19 protein-coding genes are annotated in these 19,424 nt (G+C 68.3%); 11 read left to right on the top strand and 8 right to left on the bottom strand.

Features of this window, described 5'->3' with window-relative positions; genetic code table 11:
* Positions 1–11: 11 nt before the first annotated feature.
* From N415_RS10740 to N415_RS10730, 3 genes are read right to left on the bottom strand one after another with little or no spacing between them, the layout of a single operon-like run.
* Positions 12–1,751 (bottom strand): alpha/beta-hydrolase family protein, encoded by a 1,740-nt coding sequence (locus tag N415_RS10740; protein ID WP_068180769.1) that lies wholly within the window; start codon positions 1,749–1,751, stop codon positions 12–14.
* 9 nt (positions 1,752–1,760) lie between these two features.
* The gene (locus N415_RS10735) at positions 1,761–2,540 is read right to left on the bottom strand and encodes an enoyl-CoA hydratase (RefSeq protein WP_068180766.1); all 780 of its coding nucleotides are present in this window, start codon (positions 2,538–2,540) and stop codon (positions 1,761–1,763) included.
* Positions 2,541–2,553: 13 nt separating this feature from the next.
* Complete coding sequence (locus N415_RS10730; RefSeq protein WP_068180793.1) at positions 2,554–3,594, bottom strand: enoyl-CoA hydratase/isomerase family protein; 1,041 nt, start codon at positions 3,592–3,594, stop codon at positions 2,554–2,556.
* Between the two features lie 239 nt (positions 3,595–3,833).
* Here N415_RS10730 and N415_RS10725 point away from each other — a divergent pair, with 239 nt between their 5' ends.
* From N415_RS10725 to N415_RS10715, 3 genes are all read left to right on the top strand, one after another.
* Positions 3,834–4,670, top strand: coding sequence for a Bax inhibitor-1/YccA family protein (locus tag N415_RS10725; RefSeq protein WP_068180763.1), 837 nt, complete (start codon positions 3,834–3,836; stop codon positions 4,668–4,670).
* Positions 4,671–4,805: 135 nt separating this feature from the next.
* A complete protein-coding gene (locus N415_RS10720; RefSeq protein WP_068180789.1) occupies positions 4,806–5,966 on the top strand; it encodes an FAD-dependent oxidoreductase in 1,161 nt (386 codons plus the stop codon).
* Positions 5,963–6,856, top strand: a complete 894-nt coding sequence (locus tag N415_RS10715; protein ID WP_081665177.1) for an RNA polymerase sigma-70 factor — start codon at positions 5,963–5,965, stop codon at positions 6,854–6,856. The genes N415_RS10720 and N415_RS10715 overlap by 4 nt, the downstream gene beginning before the upstream one ends.
* Before the next feature lie 117 nt (positions 6,857–6,973).
* Here N415_RS10715 and N415_RS10710 read toward each other — a convergent pair whose 3' ends face one another.
* A complete protein-coding gene (locus tag N415_RS10710; protein ID WP_068180758.1) occupies positions 6,974–8,191 on the bottom strand; it encodes an acetyl-CoA C-acetyltransferase in 1,218 nt (405 codons plus the stop codon).
* Between the two features lie 75 nt (positions 8,192–8,266).
* Positions 8,267–9,232 carry an SGNH/GDSL hydrolase family protein gene (locus tag N415_RS10705; RefSeq protein WP_152531320.1) on the bottom strand — a complete coding sequence of 322 codons (966 nt, stop codon included), beginning with the start codon at positions 9,230–9,232 and terminating at the stop codon, positions 8,267–8,269.
* A gap of 243 nt (positions 9,233–9,475) precedes the next feature.
* Between N415_RS10705 and N415_RS10700 the strand changes: the two genes are divergently transcribed.
* From N415_RS10700 to N415_RS10690, 3 genes are all read left to right on the top strand, one after another.
* Positions 9,476–10,555 (top strand): alpha/beta hydrolase, encoded by a 1,080-nt coding sequence (locus tag N415_RS10700; RefSeq protein WP_068180752.1) that lies wholly within the window; start codon positions 9,476–9,478, stop codon positions 10,553–10,555.
* A 154-nt stretch (positions 10,556–10,709) separates the two neighbouring features.
* Positions 10,710–12,116, top strand: coding sequence for a cystathionine beta-synthase (locus tag N415_RS10695; protein WP_068105817.1), 1,407 nt, complete (start codon positions 10,710–10,712; stop codon positions 12,114–12,116).
* Between the two features lie 81 nt (positions 12,117–12,197).
* Complete coding sequence (locus N415_RS10690; protein ID WP_068180747.1) at positions 12,198–12,851, top strand: RDD family protein; 654 nt, start codon at positions 12,198–12,200, stop codon at positions 12,849–12,851.
* On the opposite strand, the gene N415_RS10685 is transcribed toward N415_RS10690, so the two are convergent.
* On the bottom strand, positions 12,814–13,254 hold the full coding sequence (locus N415_RS10685; protein ID WP_068180744.1) for a low affinity iron permease family protein: 441 nt from the start codon (positions 13,252–13,254) through the stop codon (positions 12,814–12,816). The two genes, N415_RS10690 and N415_RS10685, sit on opposite strands and share 38 nt — an antisense overlap.
* 98 nt (positions 13,255–13,352) lie before the next feature.
* On the opposite strand from N415_RS10685, the gene N415_RS10680 reads away from it, so the two are divergent.
* Positions 13,353–14,519 carry a cystathionine gamma-synthase gene (locus tag N415_RS10680; RefSeq protein WP_068180741.1) on the top strand — a complete coding sequence of 389 codons (1,167 nt, stop codon included), beginning with the start codon at positions 13,353–13,355 and terminating at the stop codon, positions 14,517–14,519.
* A gap of 72 nt (positions 14,520–14,591) precedes the next feature.
* Here the strand turns inward: N415_RS10680 and greA are convergent, their stop codons facing one another.
* Complete coding sequence (greA, locus tag N415_RS10675; RefSeq protein WP_066940885.1) at positions 14,592–15,086, bottom strand: transcription elongation factor GreA; 495 nt, start codon at positions 15,084–15,086, stop codon at positions 14,592–14,594.
* Positions 15,087–15,307: 221 nt separating this feature from the next.
* Positions 15,308–15,742: a DUF4307 domain-containing protein gene (locus N415_RS10670; RefSeq protein ID WP_068180738.1), complete on the bottom strand. Its 435-nt coding sequence runs from the start codon at positions 15,740–15,742 to the stop codon at positions 15,308–15,310.
* Positions 15,743–15,879: 137 nt separating this feature from the next.
* On the opposite strand from N415_RS10670, the gene mca reads away from it, so the two are divergent.
* Genes mca through N415_RS10650 form a run of 4 tightly spaced genes read left to right on the top strand, consistent with a single transcriptional unit; the run spans position 15,880 to position 19,423 of the window.
* Complete coding sequence (gene mca, locus N415_RS10665) at positions 15,880–16,752, top strand: mycothiol conjugate amidase Mca (protein ID WP_068180735.1); 873 nt, start codon at positions 15,880–15,882, stop codon at positions 16,750–16,752.
* Positions 16,749–17,015 (top strand): hypothetical protein, encoded by a 267-nt coding sequence (locus tag N415_RS10660; RefSeq protein ID WP_068180732.1) that lies wholly within the window; start codon positions 16,749–16,751, stop codon positions 17,013–17,015. The genes mca and N415_RS10660 overlap by 4 nt, the downstream gene beginning before the upstream one ends.
* A complete protein-coding gene (locus tag N415_RS10655) occupies positions 17,002–19,017 on the top strand; it encodes a thioredoxin domain-containing protein (RefSeq protein ID WP_068180729.1) in 2,016 nt (671 codons plus the stop codon). The genes N415_RS10660 and N415_RS10655 overlap by 14 nt, the downstream gene beginning before the upstream one ends.
* A 22-nt stretch (positions 19,018–19,039) precedes the next feature.
* Positions 19,040–19,423, top strand: a complete 384-nt coding sequence (locus tag N415_RS10650; protein ID WP_068105844.1) for a nuclear transport factor 2 family protein — start codon at positions 19,040–19,042, stop codon at positions 19,421–19,423.
* Position 19,424 lies beyond the last annotated feature (1 nt).

Below are 19,424 nucleotides of genomic sequence, written 5' to 3'. Positions count from 1 at the left end.
TGCGATCGCCGCTAGCCGTTGGAGTGCAGCAGCGGCCGGAGTTTGTCCGTCTTCTCCGGCGTCCAGCCGGGCGGCGACAGCACCGCGTCCCAGCCGTTGGCTACGTCGGCGACGTAGTGGTGCCCATGCCCGTCCGGCACGTCGACCGCGACCGCCATGTCGGCCGAGACCTGCAGGAACGTGACCACCGGGATCCAGTAGGTCTCGGGCAGCACGTCGTAGCCGCGTTTCTCGCGCAGCCAGTCCGGCTTGGCGAACAGTAGATCCGGGGTCCACCAGGCGATCGGGTCGGAGGCGTGCTGGAGATAGACCACCCGCGGGTGGTCCCATGCGGCGTCCGGACGCCCGAGATCGCTTGCGCGAGCAACGAATCGGACGTTCTTGCCGTCGTTGTAGATCGGCAGCCACTCCGGGGAGCCGGCGTCGCGCGTCGAGGTCAGGTCCGTCCAGATGGTGTTGTTGAACGTCGGCCCGCTGAACAGTGCGCCGTCGGTACGGGCCAGCACGTTGTTGAGGCTCATGAACGGCGCCTCGCCCCCGAACGATCCCAGGCTTTCACCGAACACGACGAGCTTGGGACGCTGCCCTTCCGGCATCTGGCGGATCAGCCGGTCGACGGCCTCGAACAGCGCCTGGCCGGCGTGGCGGGCGTTTTCCTTGTCCACCAGGAACGAAAGCCAGCTCGGCAGGAACGAGTACTGCATGCTGACGATCGCGGTGTTGCCGTTGTACATGTACTCCAGCGTCGAGGCCTCCGCCTCATTGATCCAGCCGGTGCCGGTGGTCGTCGCGACCGCGACGACGGCGCGCTGCAGCCCGCCAGTGCGCTGCAGCTCGCGCGCCGCGAGTTCGGCGGTCGCGGTGATGCCGTCCGCGGAGTTCAGCCCGGCGTAGGCGCGGATCGGCTGCATGGCCGGGGATCCGTTGAACGTGGTCAGCTCGTCGACCCGCGGGCCACCCTCGATGAAGACGCGACCCTCCCGGCCGAGCGACTCCCACGACACCAGCGACTGCGGGCCACCGGACCGCAGCGGCGTTTTGGGTGGCGCCGTGTCGGGGCTCTCCTCGTCATTGGCCGACGCGAAGGTGTTGTTCATGGTCCGCATGGCGAACTTCAGCACGACGCCGTTCATCAAGGTGATGCTCAGCACCACCAGCGCGACCACGACGATGGTCACCGAGAGGCGAAACGGTGCAATCCGGTCCAGCAGCCCGACCAGGAAACTGATCAGCCACCGGATGAATTGGCCGATTTCGACGAGCGTGAACAGCACCACGATCGACAGCACCGCGGCGATGGGGTAGTCGTACCACTTCAGGTGCGCGACGCCCATTAGGTCGCGCACGCGGTCCTGCCAGACGTGGAACCGGATGGCCATCACGACCATGCCGACCAGCCCGACCGGGATCAGCACCTTCCACGCCCAGCGCGGCGGCGGCGGGCTGTAGTTCCGGGTGCGCATGTAACGGACCAGCCAGACGGCGAAGACCCCCAGCCCGTAGCCGATGGCGCCGGAGAACCCACTCACGAGGCCCTGAAACACCGCGCCTCGCGGCAGCAGCGACGGCGTCATCGAGAACCAGATGAAAACCAGGCCGACCGCGGTGCCCATGAAGGTGTAGTGGCGCACCCACCAAGGCTTTTCATGCGGATGCGCCTCGTGCTTGAGGGGTGCCTCAGCGGCTTCCGGCGCGGCTTCGTGCACCGCTTCGTCGTCGGGGGCGGTCGTGGCGGGACCCGGGTCGCTCATCGAAGCGTCCTATCGGTGGGTGAAGTTGGGGGGCCGCTTCTCGATGAATGCCGCCATCCCCTCCGACTGGTCCTCGGTCGCGAACGTCGAATGAAACAGCCTGCGCTCGTAGAGAAGTCCCTCGGACAGGGTGGATTCGAAGGCACGGTTGACGGCCTCCTTGGCCATTCGCGCCGCCGAGCGCGACATCTGCGAAATGGTGGTGGCGACGGCCTTGGCCTCGGTCAGCAGGTCGTCGACCGGCACCACCCGCGAAACCAGGCCGCTCCGTTCGGCTTCGGCGGCGTCGATGGTGCGCCCGGTCAGGATGAGGTCCATGGCCTTGGCCTTGCCGATGGCACGCGTCAGCCGCTGCGAACCGCCCATGCCCGGCAGCACACCGAGTTTGATCTCCGGCTGGCCGAACTTCGCCGTGTCGGCGGCGATCAGCAGGTCGCACATCATCGCGAGCTCGCAGCCGCCGCCCAGCGCATGTCCGGCCACCGCGGCGATGGTCGGGGTGCGGACAGCGGCGAGTTTGCCCCAGCCGGCGAAGAAGTCGGCGCCGAACGCGTCGGCGAAGGTCAGGGCGGACATTTCCTTGATGTCGGCGCCGGCCGCGAACGCCTTGGCCGAACCGGTGATGATGATCGCACCGATTCCGGGGTCTTCGTCCAATTCGGTTGCCGCGCTAGTGACTTCGGTCATCACCTGGCTGTTGAGGGCGTTGAGCGCCTGCGGGCGGTTCAGCGTGATGATCCCGACCCGCGCATCGCGCTCGACGAGGATGGTCTCGTAGTTCTCTGGCACGCCAACCGCCTTTCTAGAATTTCAAGTCGTCGTCGACCGGCGCGAAATACGCCTCCACGTCGGCCGCGGTGACCTCGGCCAGCGTCGCCGGGGACCATTTGGGATTGCGATCCTTGTCGATGATCTGCGCACGGATGCCCTCCACGAAGTCGGGTGAACGCGATGCCGCCGACGCCATCCGATAGTCCTGGGTCAGAACATCTTCCAGCGTTTCCATTGTGGCCGCACGACGCAGCCCTTCGAACGCCACCGACAGCGAGATGGGGGAGCGGATGGCGATCACTTTCGCGGCGTCATTGGCCGGTCCCGCGTCATGCCCCCGAAGCGCGGCCATGATATCCACCACGCTGTCGCTTGCATAGCACTCGTCGATCCATTCCCGTTGTGCGGCAAGCTCACTGGGTGGGGGTTCGATCGCGTGCCGCGCCAGCGCGTTTTCGACACCATCGGCGACGGTCGTTCGGGTGAACGCGTCGAGTTCGCTGTGCGGCACGTAGTGGTCGGCGAATCCCAGCGCGATGGCGTCGGCGCCGGTGAACGGCGACCCGGTCAGCGCAGCGTGCATGCCCAGGGCGCCGGGCGCCCGCGACAGCAAGTACATCTGGCCGACGTCGGGGATGAAGCCGATGCCGACCTCGGGCATGGCGACCTTCGAGGTCTCGGTCACCACACGTACGCTCCCGTGCGCGCTGACGCCGACCCCGCCGCCCATCACGATGCCATCCATCAGCGACACGTACGGCTTGGCGAACCGGCCGATCTGCCCGTTGAGCAGATACTCGTCCCGCCAGAATCGCCGCGCCTGGGCCCCGTCCTCGCGCATGCTTTGGTAGAGCGGCACCAAGTCGCCGCCCGCGCACAATCCGCGTTCGCCCGCCCCGGACAGCACGACCGCCCGCACCGCGTCGTCGTTTTCCCAACGGGTGAGCACCGCGCTCAACGCGTCCACCATCGTCTGATTCAGCGAGTTGATCGCCTTGGGCCGGTTGAGCGTGATCAACCCGACGCCGCCTTCAACCCGGGTCAGGACCTCGTCGGATTCGACAGCTGCCACGGTCAACGCTCTCGTCCTCCCAATCGCCGCCCGGTCTCGACCAGCAATCTAGATCGTCACGACCGCAGCGATCCCCGCGGGTAAGGTTTATGTTTGACCGGACGACAACAGCAGAGCCCGTTAAATAGCCTCAAAACAGCGAGAAAACAGCAGGTCCGTTGGGAACTAGGGCGACCCGCTGGTCGTTGAGCAGGTGTTCGCACAGCTCGAACCCATAGCCATTAAGAGAGGATCCGACGGTGCGGGAGACAAGTAACCCGGTATTTCGTTCGCTGCCCAGGCAGAGCGGGGGATACGCGCAATTCGGCACTGGCGCGGCCCAGGGCTATTACCAGGCCGACCCCTACGCGGCTCCCTACCAGGACACCAGGGCGTCTCGGCCGCTGACCATCGACGACGTCGTCACCAAGACCGGCATCACGCTGGCCGTGCTGATCGGCGCCGCGGTCGTGTCCTACTTCATGGTGGCCTCGAACCTGGCGCTGGCGATGCCGCTGACCCTGATCGGCGCGCTCGGCGGCCTCGGGCTGGTGCTGATCGCCACCTTCGGGCGCAAGCAGGACAGCCCGGCGATCGTGCTCAGCTACGCGGTTCTCGAGGGCCTTTTCCTCGGCGCCGTCTCGTTCGTCTTCGCCAACTTCCAGGTCTCCAACGCCAACGCCGGCGCGCTGATCGGGGAGGCCGTTCTGGGCACCGTCGGTGTGTTCTTCGGGATGCTCGTCGTCTACAAGACGGGCGCCATCCGGGTCACGCCCAAGTTCACCCGGATGGTCGTCGCCGCCCTGTTCGGAGCGCTGTTCCTGATGCTCGGCAACTTCATCCTGGCGATGTTCCACGTCGGCGGCGGCACAGGCCTCGGCCTGCGGAGCGGCGGACCGATCGCCATCATCTTCTCGCTGGTGATGATCGGCATCGCGGCCTTCAGCTTCCTGATCGACTTCGACGCGGCTGACCAGATGATCCGGGCGGGCGCGCCGGAGAAGGCGGCGTGGGGCATCGCGCTGGGCCTGACCGTGACCCTGGTCTGGCTGTACCTCGAGATCCTGCGCCTGCTCAGCTACCTGCAAAACGACTAGCCCCGGCTCTGACGGGGAAAAACCGGCACGCCCGCAGGCGTGCCGGTTTTTTGTGCGCCCGCGCGATGTCACATCCGCGACCGCTGGATGCGTCTGCTGGTTGTCAGCACACATTCGCTCGCGAAAGGCAGCATCATGAAGCACATCGTGATCATCGGCGCCGGCTACGCCGGCATGGCGGCCACCACCCGCTTGGCGCGCCGGGTCAAGGGCCGCGACGACGTGCGCGTCACCCTGGTCAATCCGCAGGCTCGTTTCACCGAGCGGCTGCGCCTGCACCAGGCTGCTTCGGGCCAGCGGCTAGCCGACCTTGAGATCCCGGACATGCTCGCCGGCACCGACGTCGAGTTCGTCCAGGGCTGGGTCACCGGCCTCGACGCCGACGTGCGGACCGTCCGTCTCGACGACGAGCGCACGATCGGCTACGACACCCTGGTCTACGCGCTCGGCGCCGTCGCCGACACCGAGGTAGTGCCCGGCGTCGACGAATTCGCCTACACGCTCAACAGCGCCCACGACGCCGGGTTGCTGGCCCAGCAGCTCGATCGGCTCGACGCCGGGACGGTCGTGGTCGCCGGCGGCGGCCTGACGGGCATCGAATCGGCGGCCGAGATCGCCGAGCGGCATCCCGAACTCGACGTGGTCCTGCTGAGCCGGCAGGCACCCGGATCAACGATGGGCCCCAAGGCGCGTGCCCGCCTGCATGCCGGGTTGGACCGGTTGGGCGTGCGGATGCGTTCCGGCGTCGACATCGTCAAGGTGATGCCCGACGGGGTCGCGCTGGCCGACGGCGAGGTCGTCGCGGCGCGCGCGGTGCTGTGGGCCACGGGCGTGCGGGTGTCGCCGCTGGCGGCGGCCGCGGGCCTGCGCGTCGATGACCGCGGCCGAATCGTCACCGATGCGGCGCTGCGCTCGGTGTCGCACCCGGACGTGTACGTCGTCGGCGACGCCGCGGCGGTCCGGCAAGGCTATGGCCTCGTGCACGGCACCTGCCAGAGCGGCATCCCGACCGGTGTGCACGCCGCGGCCAACATCGTGCGGGAGCTGAAGGGCAAGCAGACCAAGCGATTCCGCTTCGGCTACATCCACCAGCCGGTGAGCCTGGGCCGGCACGACGCCGTCATCCAGTTCACCCACCCCGACGACAGCCCGTCGCGTTTCTATCTGGCCGGTCGGTGGGCCGTCGCGTACAAGGAGACGGTGAGCGCCAGCCCGTGGACGACCTACCGATTGCTCAAGTTGCTGCCCGCGCTGGGGGCCGTGACATGGCGGCGCGGTGGGGGCTTCACCCGATGAGCGCCGACGAGCACGCGTTCGTCGAACACCGGAAACTGTTGTTCGCCATCGCCTATCGCATCCTGGGCTCGGCGGCCGACGCCGAAGACGTGGTCCAGGATGCGTGGCTGAAGTGGTCGGCGGCCGATCGGGGTCAGGTCGCCGACCCCAAGGCCTACCTATCGCGCATCGTGTCGAATCTGTCGATTCAACGGCTGCGCTCGACGCGGCGCCAGCGGGAGACCTACGTGGGGCCGTGGCTGCCCGAGCCGATCCTCACGAGCGAAGACACGGCCGAGGACGTCGCGGCCGCCGAATCGGTGTCGATGGCGATGCTGGTCGTGCTCGAGACGCTGAGCCCCTTGGAGCGCGCGGTGTTCGTCCTCAAGGAGGTGTTCGACTTCAGCTACGCCGAAATCGCTTCGGCCGTCGAGCGTTCGGAGGCCGCGGTGCGCCAGGCGGGCCACCGCGCCCGCAATCACGTGCAGGCGCGCCGGCCCCGGTTCGAGGCCGACCGCGGCAAGAAGCGCGCGGTCACCGAACGCTTCTTTTCCGCGGCGACCGGCGGGGACATCAACGACCTCATGCAGCTGCTCGCCCCCGACGTCACGCTGTGGACGGACGGCGGCGGAAAGGTGCGCCAGGCGCTGCGCCCGGTCGAGGGCATGGCCAAGGTCGCGGCATGGCTCGCCGGTGTTACCAAGCGCCCGTACGAAGGCGTCGAAATCGCGGATATGACAGCCGAAGTCGTGGACATCAACGGCGGACCGGGCATTGTCTTCTCGGCTTCAGGCCGCGTGATCGCCACGCTCACAGTCGAACTCGACGCGGACGGGCGCATCGTCACCATTCAGAACGTGGCCAACCCGGACAAGCTGCGCGCCGTCGCCGACGGGGTTCGGCGCGGCTAACGTTTTTGGTTGTGCGCTCACGGTTTTGAGTGCGCACTGACGGCGCAGCCGCTCGGCGTGTCGCCGCCCACGACTCACACGCAAAGCCCAGGATTCACACGCAGTCGCGCGGCGCGGCTAGCTGAGCCGCTCGATCACCATCGCCATGCCCTGGCCGCCGCCGACACACATGGTTTCCAGGCCCAGCGTCTTGTCGTGCGTCTGCAGGTTGTTGAGCAGCGTGGTGGCGATGCGCGCGCCGGTCATGCCGAACGGGTGGCCCAGGGCGATCGCCCCGCCGGACACGTTCAGCTTGTCCTCGTCCATGCCCAGCTCGCGCGCCGAACCCAGCACCTGCACCGCGAAGGCCTCGTTGATCTCGTACAGGTCGATGTCGCCGATCGACATGCCCGCCCTGGCCAACGCCTTCTTGGACGCCTCGATCGGGCCCAGGCCCATGATCTCCGGCGACAGGCCGCTGACCCCGGTGGACACGATGCGGGCCAGCGGCGTCAGACCCAGTTCCTTGGCCTTCGTGTCGCTGGTGATGATCAGCGCGGCCGCGCCGTCGTTCAGCGGACACGCGTTGCCCGCTGTGACGGTGCCGTTGGGCCGGAACACCGGCTTGAGCTCGCTGACCTTCTCGTAGGTGGTGCCCGGGCGCGGGCCGTCGTCGGTAGTGACGGTGGTGCCGTCGGGCAGGGTCACCGGGGTGATCTCGCGCTCGAAGAAGCCGCTCTTGATGGCCTCCTCGGCGCGGTTCTGGCTGCGCACCCCCCAGCGGTCCTGCTCCTCGCGGCTGATGCCGGTGAGGATGGCGACGTTTTCGGCGGTCTGGCCCATCGCGATGTAGACGTCGGGCAGGTTCCCGTCGGCGCGGGGGTCGTGCCACTCGTCGGCGCCCTGAGCCGCGGCGGCCGAACGCTCCTGGGCCTCGTCGAACAGCGGGTTCTTGGTGTCGGGCCATGAGTCGGAGTTGCCCTTGCCGAATCGGGACACGGTCTCCACACCCGCGGAGATGAACGCGTCGCCCTCGCCCGCCTTGATCGCGTGGAACGCCATCCGGGTGGTCTGCAGCGACGACGAGCAGTACCGGTTGACCGTGGTGCCCGGCAGGAAGTCGTAGCCCAGCTCGACGGCGACGACGCGCGCCATGTTGAAGCCGGATTCGCCGCCCGGCAGGCCGCAGCCCAGGATGAGGTCGTCGATCTGGTGCGGGTTGAGCGCGGGCACCTTGTCCAGCGCGGCGCGCACCATCTGGGCGGCCAGGTCGTCGGGCCGCATGGACACCAGCGATCCCTTCATGGCGCGGCCGATCGGCGAGCGGACGGCTGAGACGATGACGGCTTCAGGCATGGTTTGTTCCCTTCCAGCGGACGCGGGCTCGCTTCCCAAGCGGGTGTTTTGTCACCCCGACGGGCTAGAACAAATCTAGTCGGTGCCGACCGGCTGGGAATCAGACGGGGCGGGGGACGCGGCGGTCGGGCGCCGCCACAGCCGCGTCACGAGGGTCAACCGCGCGGGAGAATCGTCGAGCCTCGATGCGGGAGCGGGGACCGAAACCTCCGGCGTCGGGCTTTCGACCTCGATGCCCAGCGCGTCGCACACCGCCTCCAGCAGCGCCTCGGCGGCCAGCGCGTACGCGGTCGGCGAGGGGTGGAAGCCGTCGGCGGAGAACATCTGCTCGGGCGCGGTCCGGAATTGGGGTGCCAACAGCTGCGCCATCGGGACCGGCACGCCGCCCGCCCCCCGGACCGCGGCGGTCTGGGCGCGGGCGAGCTGCGACGTCCGCGCGTGCGCCAGCGAGCGAAGCGGCTGCGGGATCGCGCTGATGACACCGAGATCGGGGCAGGTGCCGACGATCACCACCGCGCCGCGGGAGCGCAGCTTGCGCACGGTCATGGCCAGCCGTTGCGCCGACTGGCTGATGCCGTTGAGGGCCGTGACGTCGTTGGCCCCCAGCATCATCACCGCCACGTCCGGCGGCGGGCCGGCCACGAACATCGCGTCGACCTGACCGGCGACACCCTTCGACGTGGCGCCGACGATGGCCTTGGTGCTCAGCCGGACGACCTTGCCTGCCCGCTCGGCCAGCCCGCGGGCGATCAGCACGCCGGGCACTTCCTCGGCGCTCATGCAGCCGTATCCGGTGGCCGTCGAGTCGCCGAAGATCATCAGGTGCACGTCGGCGGTCATGCCGCGCTGCCACCGCTGCACCGGCCCGCCGCCGGGGGTGTACACGCCGTCGGCACGCGGCGGGATGTCCCAGGCCTTCGGAATGACGGTGCGCGTGTGCGCCGCCTGGCCAACCAGCAGGTTGCGTGCGCCGAGATAGGCAGTCCCCGTCGAGGCGAGCGCGCCGGCTGTGGCCAGGGCGATCGTCGAACGACGCGGCACCCGGATGGTCACACGGCCAGTTTAGTTCGGCTCAAGGGTTTGCGCGGGCGGCTTATGAACAATGTGGTCACGTTGTGAATCAAATGTGGTATCGAATCAGATTCTTCAAACGTTCTACTCAGCAAAGGCTGTCAAGCTAAGTTTCAAGGGTTGGCTGAACGCCCTGGAGAGTGGGCTGAACCGGACGCTTGGCTGCCTCGTCACATGCTGTATCGGACTACAAGGGCGTAGGAAGTGTTGAGCATGACCGCACCTAGCAAGGTATCCGGTTCCCCCCGGAATACCGTTCGGCCACATGAGGTTCTCAAGCGACGTAGAGTTGAGGCTCGCAGATTTGCCATCAGCGACGGCGCACCGGTCGAGGTACTCGAGTCCGGTCCCAGCGTTGCTGCGCGGGTAGCTAACCTCGCCTCCCGACTCACCATCCGGCCGGTCTTGTCCGTCGGCAGCCACGTTCCCAACCTGCCGTGGCCGTGGGGTCTCATCGACGTCGCGGCCCGGGTCCTGCTCCCGGTCTCCGCCACCGTCCGCGAGACGGTGAACTTGCCCAATGCTTCCGCGCAGCTGGTGCGGGCCCCCGGAGTGCTGCCCGCGGACGGCACCCGCCGGGTGATCGTCTACCTGCACGGCGGCGCGTTTCTGACCTGTGGAGCAAACTCGCACGGGCGGCTGGTCGAGACGCTGTCGAAGTTTGCTGACTCGCCGGTGCTGGTCGTCAACTACCGGCTGTTGCCCAAGCACTCGATCGGCATGGCCCTCAATGACTGCCACGACGCGTACCAATGGTTGCGCGAGCGTGGCTACGAGCCGGACCAGATCGTGCTCGCCGGCGACTCGGCGGGCGGGTACCTCGCGCTGGCCCTGGCGCAACGCCTGCAGGAGGAAGGGTACGGCGAGTCCGAGATGCCCGCGGCGCTCGTGGCGATCTCGCCACTGCTGCAGCTAGCAAAGGAATGCAAGCAGGCGCACCCCAACATCAAGAGCGACGCGATGTTCTCCGCGAACGCGTTTGACGCGCTCGTCGCATTGGTTGCTAGCGCGGCCGAAAAGAACATCGTCGACGGCAAACCCGAAGAAATCTACGAGCCCCTGGAGCACATCAAGCCCGGCCTGCCGCGGACGCTCATCCACGTTTCCGGATCCGAGGTGTTGCTGCATGACGCGCAGTTGGCGGCCTCGCGGTTGGCGGCGGTCGGGGTGCCGGCCGAGGTGCGGGTCTGGCCCGGCCAGGTCCACGACTTCCAGCTGGCCGCGCCGCTGGTTCCGGAGGCGATCCGTTCGCTGCGCCAGATCGGCGACTACATCCGCGAGGCCACCGGCTAGCGCGACGACGGCGAGCGCCGGCACGGCGCGAGTAAGGAGTCGCGCAATCGGACCTAGCGCGACGACGGCGAGCGCCGGCACGGCGCGAGTAAGGAGTCGCGCAATCGGACCTAGCGAGTGTGCGCCGCGCGAAAGCGCCTGAGACGATGAACGCATGCGGATCGCGCAGCACATCAGTGACCTCATCGGGGGAACGCCGCTGGTGCGGCTGAACTCCGTCATTCCCGACGGCGCCGGCACCGTGGCGGCCAAGGTCGAATACCTCAATCCCGGCGGCAGCTCGAAGGACCGGATCGCGGTGAAGATGATCGACGCCGCCGAGGCCAGCGGGCAGCTCAAGCCCGGGGGCACCATCGTCGAACCCACGTCGGGCAATACCGGCGTCGGCCTGGCTTTGGTGGCCCAGCGGCGCGGGTACAAGTGTGTGTTCGTCTGCCCCGACAAGGTCGGCGAGGACAAGCGCAACGTGCTGCTCGCCTACGGCGCCGAGGTGGTCGTGTGCCCGACGGCGGTGCCGCCCGACCACCCGGACAGCTACTACAGCGTCTCGGACCGGCTGACCCGGGAAATCGAGGGGGCCTGGAAGCCCGACCAGTACGCCAACCCGGAGGGACCGGCCAGCCACTACGCCACCACCGGCCCGGAGATCTGGGCCGACACCGACGGCAAGATCACCCATTTCGTGGCCGGCATCGGCACCGGCGGGACGATCACCGGCGCCGGCCGCTACCTCAAGGAGGTGTCCGGCGGCCGCGTCAAAATCATCGGAGCCGATCCGGAAGGCTCGGTGTACTCGGGCGGTAGCGGTCGGCCCTACCTGGTCGAGGGCGTCGGCGAGGACTTCTGGCCGGACGCCTACGACCGCACCGTTCCCGACCAGATCATCGCGGTGTCGGACTCCGACTCGTTCAACATGACCCGGCGGCTGGCCCGCGAGGAGGCGATGCTGGTCGGCGGGTCGTGCGGGATGGCGGTGGTCGCCGCGCTCAAGGTGGCCGAGGAGGCCGGACCCGACGCGCTGGTCGTGGTCCTGTTGCCCGACGGCGGGCGAGGCTACATGGCGAAGATCTTCAACGACGCGTGGATGTCGTCGTACGGGTTCTTGCGCGCGCGCCTCGACGGGTCGACCGAGGAATTCAGCGTCGGCGACGTGCTGCGCCGCAAGTCCGGCGAGCTGCCCGACCTGGTGCACACCCATCCGTCCGAGACGGTGCGCGACGCCATCGGCATCCTGCGCGAGTACGGGGTGTCGCAGATGCCCGTAGTCGGCGCCGAGCCGCCGGTGATGGCCGGCGAGGTCGCGGGCAGCGTTTCCGAGCGCGAACTGCTGTCCGCCGTCTTCGAGGGCCGGGCCAAGCTGGCCGACGCCGTCGCGCAGCACATGAGCCCGCCGCTGCCGATGATCGGCGCCGGTGAGCTGGTCAGCGCTGCGGGCAAGGCCCTGCGCGACTGGGACGCGCTGATGGTGGTGGAGAAGGGCAAACCCGTCGGGGTGATCACCCGGTACGACCTGTTGGGATTCCTGTCGGAGGGGCCCCGCGGATCCACGGGCCGGCGTTAGGGCCGCTTAAAACCGCTTAGCCAAGCCGGCCCGAGGTACTGTAATTCGGCCTGGTTCAGCTAACGCAGTGGAGGGTTGCCCATGTCCGATCAACCGTCGCCCGGCGAGTCCTACCCGCCGCCCCCTGGGGCCGGTGGCCAACAAGCCTCTCCGCCCCCTCCGCCGCCCCCGTCCGGCGGTTCCTACCCGCCGCCTCCCCCGTCGTCGGGCGGATACGCGCCGCCCCCGCCCGGTCCGGCGATCCGCGCCCTGCCGACGGAGTCCTACACCCCGTGGGTCACCCGGGTGCTGGCGTATCTCATCGACAACATCCCGGCCGGCATCCTGGTCGGCATCGGCGCGCTCATTCAGGCCCTCACGACGCAACAGTCGTGCGTCAGCGACATCACGCAGTACAGCGTCAATCAGTACTGCGTCAACCAGCCCAGCGGCATCGGCACGATGGCGTTCTGGTTGACGTGGCTGGCCGCGGTGGCCTACCTGGTCTGGGACTACGGCTACCGCCAGGGCGTCACCGGCTCGAGCATCGGCAAGTCGGTGATGAAGTTCAAGGTGGTCAGCGAGGTCACCGGCCAGCCGATCGGTTTCGGGATGTCGGTGGTGCGCCAGATCGCGCACTTCGTTGACTCGCTCATCTGTGGCCTCGGCTACCTGTTCCCGCTGTGGGACGCCAAGCGGCAAACCTTGGCGGACAAGATCATGACGACCGTGTGCCTGCCGATCGAAGAGGGCTGAGCCGCCCCAGGTCAGACCGGGAGCCCATCCATATTTCCGAGCCGACCGCGTCGCCCAACGCGGCGCGGTGCCGCTGAAGGCGTGGTGGCTGCCCGTCCAGTTCACCCGTCAGGTATTGCAGTGCGTCGGCGATCGCGTTGAGCTTGTGCTGCATCGCGCGATTGCTGCGCGACTGGGTGTTTTGCAGCAACGCGACGAGCAGGAACGTGATGATGTTGGTGACGGTGTTGATGACCAGTTGCCAGGTATCGACCGTGGGCAGCGCCCAAATGGTGGGTATCCACGCGACCACCACCAGCACGCAGATCGCGAAAAACGAAGGCCTGGAAACCCATTCGCCCGTATAGGTCGCGCAGCGATCGAAAAGGGACAGTTCGGTCCGGGTGGCGCCGTCGTCGGGCATGGTGGTTCTCCCTGGCTGGTCATCGCATGGGGACGACGACGAGTACCCTCGCCACCGATTTTCATGCCCGATCGGGGCTGTCACTAGGCTGAGCGTCGATGAGCGAGGACCATAGCGCAGACCACAAGTTCAAGGGATTGGCCACCAAGGCCATCCATGCCGGGTACCGGCCGGATCCGGCGACCGGGGCGGTGAACGCCCCGATCTACGCCAGCAGCACGTTCGCCCAGGACGGCGTTGGCGGCCTGCGCGGCGGATTCGACTACGCGCGCACCGGCAACCCGACCCGGGATGCGCTGGAGGCCTCGCTCGCGGCCGTCGAGGAGGGCGCCTTCGCGCGCGCGTTCGGGTCCGGGATGGCGGCCGGCGACTGCGCCCTGCGGGCGATGCTGCGGCCCGGCGACCACCTCGTCATCCCCAACGACGCCTATGGCGGCACCTTCCGGTTGATCGACAAGGTGTTCACCAAGTGGGACGTCTCGTACACGCCGGTGGCGCTTTCCGACCTGGACGCCGTCGCGGGCGCGATCACCCCGCACACCCGGCTGATCTGGGTGGAAACACCGACCAACCCGTTGCTGACCATCGCCGACATCGCCGCGATCGCGGAGCTGGGCAAACAAAACTCCGCGAAGCTGTTGGTGGACAACACTTTTGCGTCGCCGGCGCTGCAGCAGCCGCTGACGCTGGGCGCCGACGTGGTGCTGCACTCGACCACCAAATACATCGGCGGCCACTCTGACGTGGTGGGTGGGGCGCTGATCACCAACGACCAGGAGTTGGACGACGCGTTCGCCTTCCTGCAGAACGGGGCGGGCGCGGTGCCGGGCCCGTTCGACGCCTACCTGACCATGCGCGGCCTGAAGACCCTGGCGCTGCGGATGCAGCGGCACAGCGAAAACGCTTGCGCGGTAGCCGAATTCCTCGCCGGGCATCCCTCGGTGAGCGCGGTGCTGTATCCGGGTCTGCCCGGGCATCCCGGCCATGAAGTCGCCGCGCGCCAGATGCGCGACTTCGGCGGCATGGTCTCGGTTCGCATGCGCGGGGGCCGGCAGGCCGCCGAGCAGCTGTGCGCCCGAACCGAGGTGTTCATCCTGGCCGAGTCGCTCGGCGGCGTCGAGTCGCTGATCGAGCTGCCGAGCGCCATGACGCACGCGTCGACGGCCGGCTCGCAACTCGAAGTCCCCGACGACCTGGTGCGGCTTTCGGTCGGCATCGAGGACGAGGCCGACCTGTTGGCCGACCTCGAACAAGCGCTCGCCTAGAACGGCGACCAGACGCAAACTCGCACGCCGAAGGCGTGTTGAGTGCGATTTTGCGTCTGCTCGCGCGAAACGTTAGGAGTGGTACGGCTCCGCGCTGACTAGCGTGACCTCGACGGTGTTGCCGTTGGGCACCTGGTAGCTGCGGGTCTCGCCGACCTTGGCGTCGATCAGGGCACCGCCCAGGGGTGAGTTGGGCGAGTACACCTCGAGCTTGCCGTCGTTGACGCCCTCCTGGCGGGTGGCGATCAGGAACGTCTCGCTGTCGGACTTGTCGCCGTTGTAGTAGACCTTGACCACCGAGCCGGGCAGCGCGACGCCGGACTGCTTGGGCGCCTCGCCGACCTTGGCGTTGTTGAGCAGGTCCTGCAGTTGGCGGATGCGGGCCTCCTGCTGGCCCTGCTCTTCGCGGGCCGCGTGGTAGCCGCCGTTCTCGCGCAGGTCGCCCTCTTCGCGGCGGTCGTTGATTTCCGCGGCGATGATCGGACGATTCGCGATCAACTGGTCGAGCTCGGCCTTGAGTCGGTCATGTGACTCCTGGGTCAGCCAGGTCACCTGAGTATCCGTCATCTCGTCGTCCTCGTATTTCTTTCTCGTTTCGCGTATTCGCGCAAGCTTTTGCACCCCGCTGCCGGGGGTATCCGGGTCCCCGCCCCGGTTACCGCCGCTCCGTTCTTCCGACGGCCTTTAATGCAGCAATACACGGTCCCTAGGGGAACCGTGCATTCATCCATGTTACCACCGCGCAAACAGATGATGACTCAATATTCGCTGTTCGTCTTATCGTGCGGTCAGGTCGGACGCAGGTAAGCGGGCACATCGGTGCCGCAACCGTAGATGTCGGCCATCACCGGGGGGCGGACGGATTTCACCGTCGTCGTCACCTGCACGGTGGCCTGGTCGGACGGGCCCACCAGCACTTCGCGCCTGCCGGTCTCGCCGCCGTCCTTGGCCCGGACCCGCACGATGCAGTCGACCGGGCGCGACGGGTCGGATCGCGTCACGCTGATCGTTACCGACGCCGTCTCGTTGTCGATCAACTGGTAGCCGGCCAGCGAGCCGGTGACGTCACTGTTCCCGAGCCGCTGGTAGCCGACGACGGCGACGATTACGCCGACGGCCACGACCAGCACGGCCAAGCCGATGGCCACCCGGCGCCGGGAAACGCGCGACAGCCGCGATCGCCCGTAGCGGGCCTCGGGGCGCGGAGGGGAAGTTTCGGTCATGCCTGGGTATGCCTGCAGTGGTGGTTGCCGGCCGCCGGCCGACGGGATGCAACGATCGGAACTGGAATTATAAGGTCGCTTCTAGCACTTCTAGCCCTTCGGGGGCGACCGGCGAACCGACTCGGACAAGGGGGCACGTGAGCGAACTGCGGTTGATGGCGGTGCACGCCCACCCCGACGACGAGTCGAGCAAGGGCGCGGCCACCCTGGCCCGCTACGCCGACGAAGGTCACCGGGTTTTGGTGGTGACGCTGACCGGCGGCGAGCGCGGCGAGATTCTCAACCCGGCGATGGACCTGCCGGATGTGCTGGAACACATGGCCGAAATCCGGCGCGACGAGATGGCCAAGGCGGCGGAGATCCTCGGTGTGGAGCACACGTGGCTCGGCTTCGTCGACTCCGGCCTGCCCCAGGGCGATCCGCCGCCGCCGCTGCCCGAGGGCTGCTTCGCGCTGGTGCCGCTGGAGGAATCCGTCGAGGCGCTGGTGCGCGTGGTCCGCGAGTTCCGGCCGCACGTGATGACCACCTATGACGAGAACGGCGGCTACCCCCATCCCGACCACATTCGCTGCCACCAGGTTTCCGTCGGCGCGTTCGAGGCCGCCGGCGACTACGCCCGCTTCCCGGACGCGGGCGAGCCGTGGACGGTGTCCAAGCTGTACTACAACCACGGCTTCCTGCGGGCGCGGATGCAGCTGCTGCACGACGAGTTCGTCAAGCGCGGCCAGGAGGGGCCATTCAAAAAGTGGCTCAAGCACTGGGATCCCGAGCATGACCCGTTCGAGTCCCGGGTGACGACGCGGGTCGAGTGCTCGGCGTATTTCAGCCAGCGCGACGACGCCCTGCGGGCACACGCCACCCAGATCGACCCGAACGCCGAATTCTTCGCCGCTCCCATCGAGTGGCAGCAGCGGCTCTGGCCGACCGAGGAATTCGAGCTGGCCCGCTCCCGCGTCCCGGTCAAGCTTCCCGAGGACGACCTGTTCGCCGGGATCGAGGACGACGGGTGACGCACCATCTCCTCCGGGTGATTGCAGACGCCCCGCACAACCACGGGCCCGACTTCGGCAAGGCGAGCCCGGTCGGGCTGCTCGTCGTCGTGCTGCTGCTGATCGCGACCCTGTTCTTGTTGCGATCGATGAACCGGCAGCTGAAAAAGGTCCCCAAGACGTTCGATCCGGAGCACCCCGAGCCCGACCAGGCCGCCGACGAGGGCACCGACACGGTTGGCGAGAACCCCGACCAACCGAGACACCGCGATGAGCCCGGCTGAATCCGGCGCAACGAACACCCTCGGCCTGGCCACCAGCCCGTATCTGCGCCAGCACGCCGATAACCCGGTGCATTGGCAGCAGTGGACGCCGCGAGCGCTGGCGGACGCGGCGGCGCGCGACGTGCCGATCCTGCTGTCCATCGGCTACGCCGCGTGTCACTGGTGTCACGTCATGGCCCACGAATCGTTCGAGGACGACGAAGTGGCCGCGGCGATGAACGCGGGGTTCGTCTGCATCAAGGTCGACCGCGAGGAGCGGCCCGACATCGACGCGGTGTACATGAACGCGACGGTTGCGCTCACCGGGCACGGCGGGTGGCCGATGACGTGTTTCCTGACACCCGACGGCCGACCGTTCTTCTGCGGCACGTATTACCCGAAAGATGGTTTCCTGCAGCTTCTTTCGGCTGTGTCTGCGACCTGGCGGGACCGCCGCGGCGAGGTGGAGGAGGCCTCCGACCACATCGCGGGTGAGTTGCGCAAGATGGCGGGTGGACTGGCCGCCGGCGGGCCGGACGTGGCCCCGCAGCTGTGTGACCACGCCGTCGCCTCCGTGCTCGGCGACCAGGACACCGTGCACGGCGGGTTCGGCGGCGCCCCGAAATTCCCGCCGTCGGCGATTCTGGAGGCGTTGCTGCGCAACCACGAGCGCACCGGGTCGCCGGCGGCGCTGGAGGCGGTCACCCGCACGGCCAACGCGATGGCCCGCGGCGGCATCTATGACCAACTCGCTGGCGGCTTCGCCCGCTACAGTGTCGACAACGCTTGGGTGGTACCGCATTTCGAGAAGATGCTGTACGACAACGCGTTGCTGCTGCGCGCCTACGCCCATTGGGCGCGGCGCACCGCAGACCCGTTGGCCCGCCGGGTCGCCAGCCAGACGGCGAGGTTCCTGCTCGATGAGCTGGCCGACGGCGACATGTTCACCTCGTCGCTGGACGCCGACGCCGACGGCCGCGAGGGCTCGACCTACGTCTGGACACCGGAGCAGCTGACCGAGGTGCTCGGTGCCGACGACGGCCCTTGGGCCGCAGAGCTTTTCGCGGTCACCCCGTCCGGCACCTTCGAAAACGGCAGCTCGGTGCTGCAGTTGCCCGCCGACCCCGACGACGTGCAACGGGCCGAACGGGTCCGCGCCGCGCTGCTGGCCGCGCGGCTCACCCGCGCGCAGCCCGGGCGTGACGACAAGGTCGTCACGTCGTGGAACGGGCTGGCCATCACCGCGCTGGCGGAGGCCAGCGTGGCGTTGGACCAACCCGAGTTGGCCGCTGCGGCAAGGCGTTGCGCCCTTTCGCTGCTGGGGCTGCACGTCGTCGACGGACGGTTGCGGCGCGCCAGCCTGGGCGGGACGGTCGGGGACAGTGCGGGCATTCTCGAGGATTACGCGATGCTGGCCACCGGCCTGCTCGCGGTGTACCAGCTGACCGCCGAGGCGTCGTGGCTGACGTCGGCGACCGGCTTGCTGGACACGGCGTTGCGCCACTTCGCCGACCCGGAGCGGCCCGGCCGCTGGTTCGACACCGCCGACGACGCCGAGCAATTGGTGCTGCGGCCCGCCGACCCGCTGGACGGTGCGACGCCGTCGGGCGCGTCGTCGATCACCGAAGCGTTGCTCACCGCGGCGCACCTCGTCGACGGGGAACGCGCGGAGCGGTACCTGCGGGCGGCGGGTGAGGCCCTAGCGGCGCACTCGCTGCTGCTGGAGCGCGCGCCGCGGTCGGCCGGGCATTGGCTGGCCGTCGCCGAAGCCGCGGTACGCGGGCCGCTGCAGATCGCGGTCGCCTGCGACCCGTCTCATTCCGCGCTGCTGGCCGAAGCGCGCCGGCTGGCCCCCGGCGGGGCGATCGTCGTGGGCGGCGCGCCGGATTCGTCGGCGCTGCTGGCGGGGCGGGACCGGGTCGGCGGCGCCGACGCCGCCTACGTGTGCCGCGGCCGGCTTTGCGACCTGCCGGTGACCGGGGTGGCCGAACTGGCCGCGGCCCTGGATGTTTCGGGACCGTAGCCGGGAGGCTACCCTGCGTCCCATGCCGAACGCCCCGGACCGCGTCCACGCGATCACCGACACCGTCAACCGCTACATCGAGCTGGTGGCCAAGGGCAGCGCCGACGAGCTGGTGGACTTGTACGCCGACGACGCGACGGTTGAGGACCCCGTCGGCGGCGAGGTGCACATCGGTCGCCAGGCGATCCACGGCTTCTACTCCGCGGTCAACGACGTGCAGCGCGAATGCGAGTTGGTGTCACTGCGGGTGGCCGGCAACGAGGCGGCGTTCCAGTTTCGTCTGACCGTCACCGCGGGGGAGCACCGGATGGTGATCGAGCCGATCGATGTGATGGTCTTCGATGACCGCGGCAAGGTCACCGCGATGAAGGCCTACTGGTCGGCGGCCGACGTCACGCAGGTCTAGC

This window comes from Mycobacterium sp. UM_CSW (assembly GCF_000455205.1).
Taxonomy (GTDB): Bacteria; Actinomycetota; Actinomycetes; order Mycobacteriales; family Mycobacteriaceae; genus Mycobacterium.
This window is presented reverse-complemented; position numbering and strand designations above follow the sequence as displayed.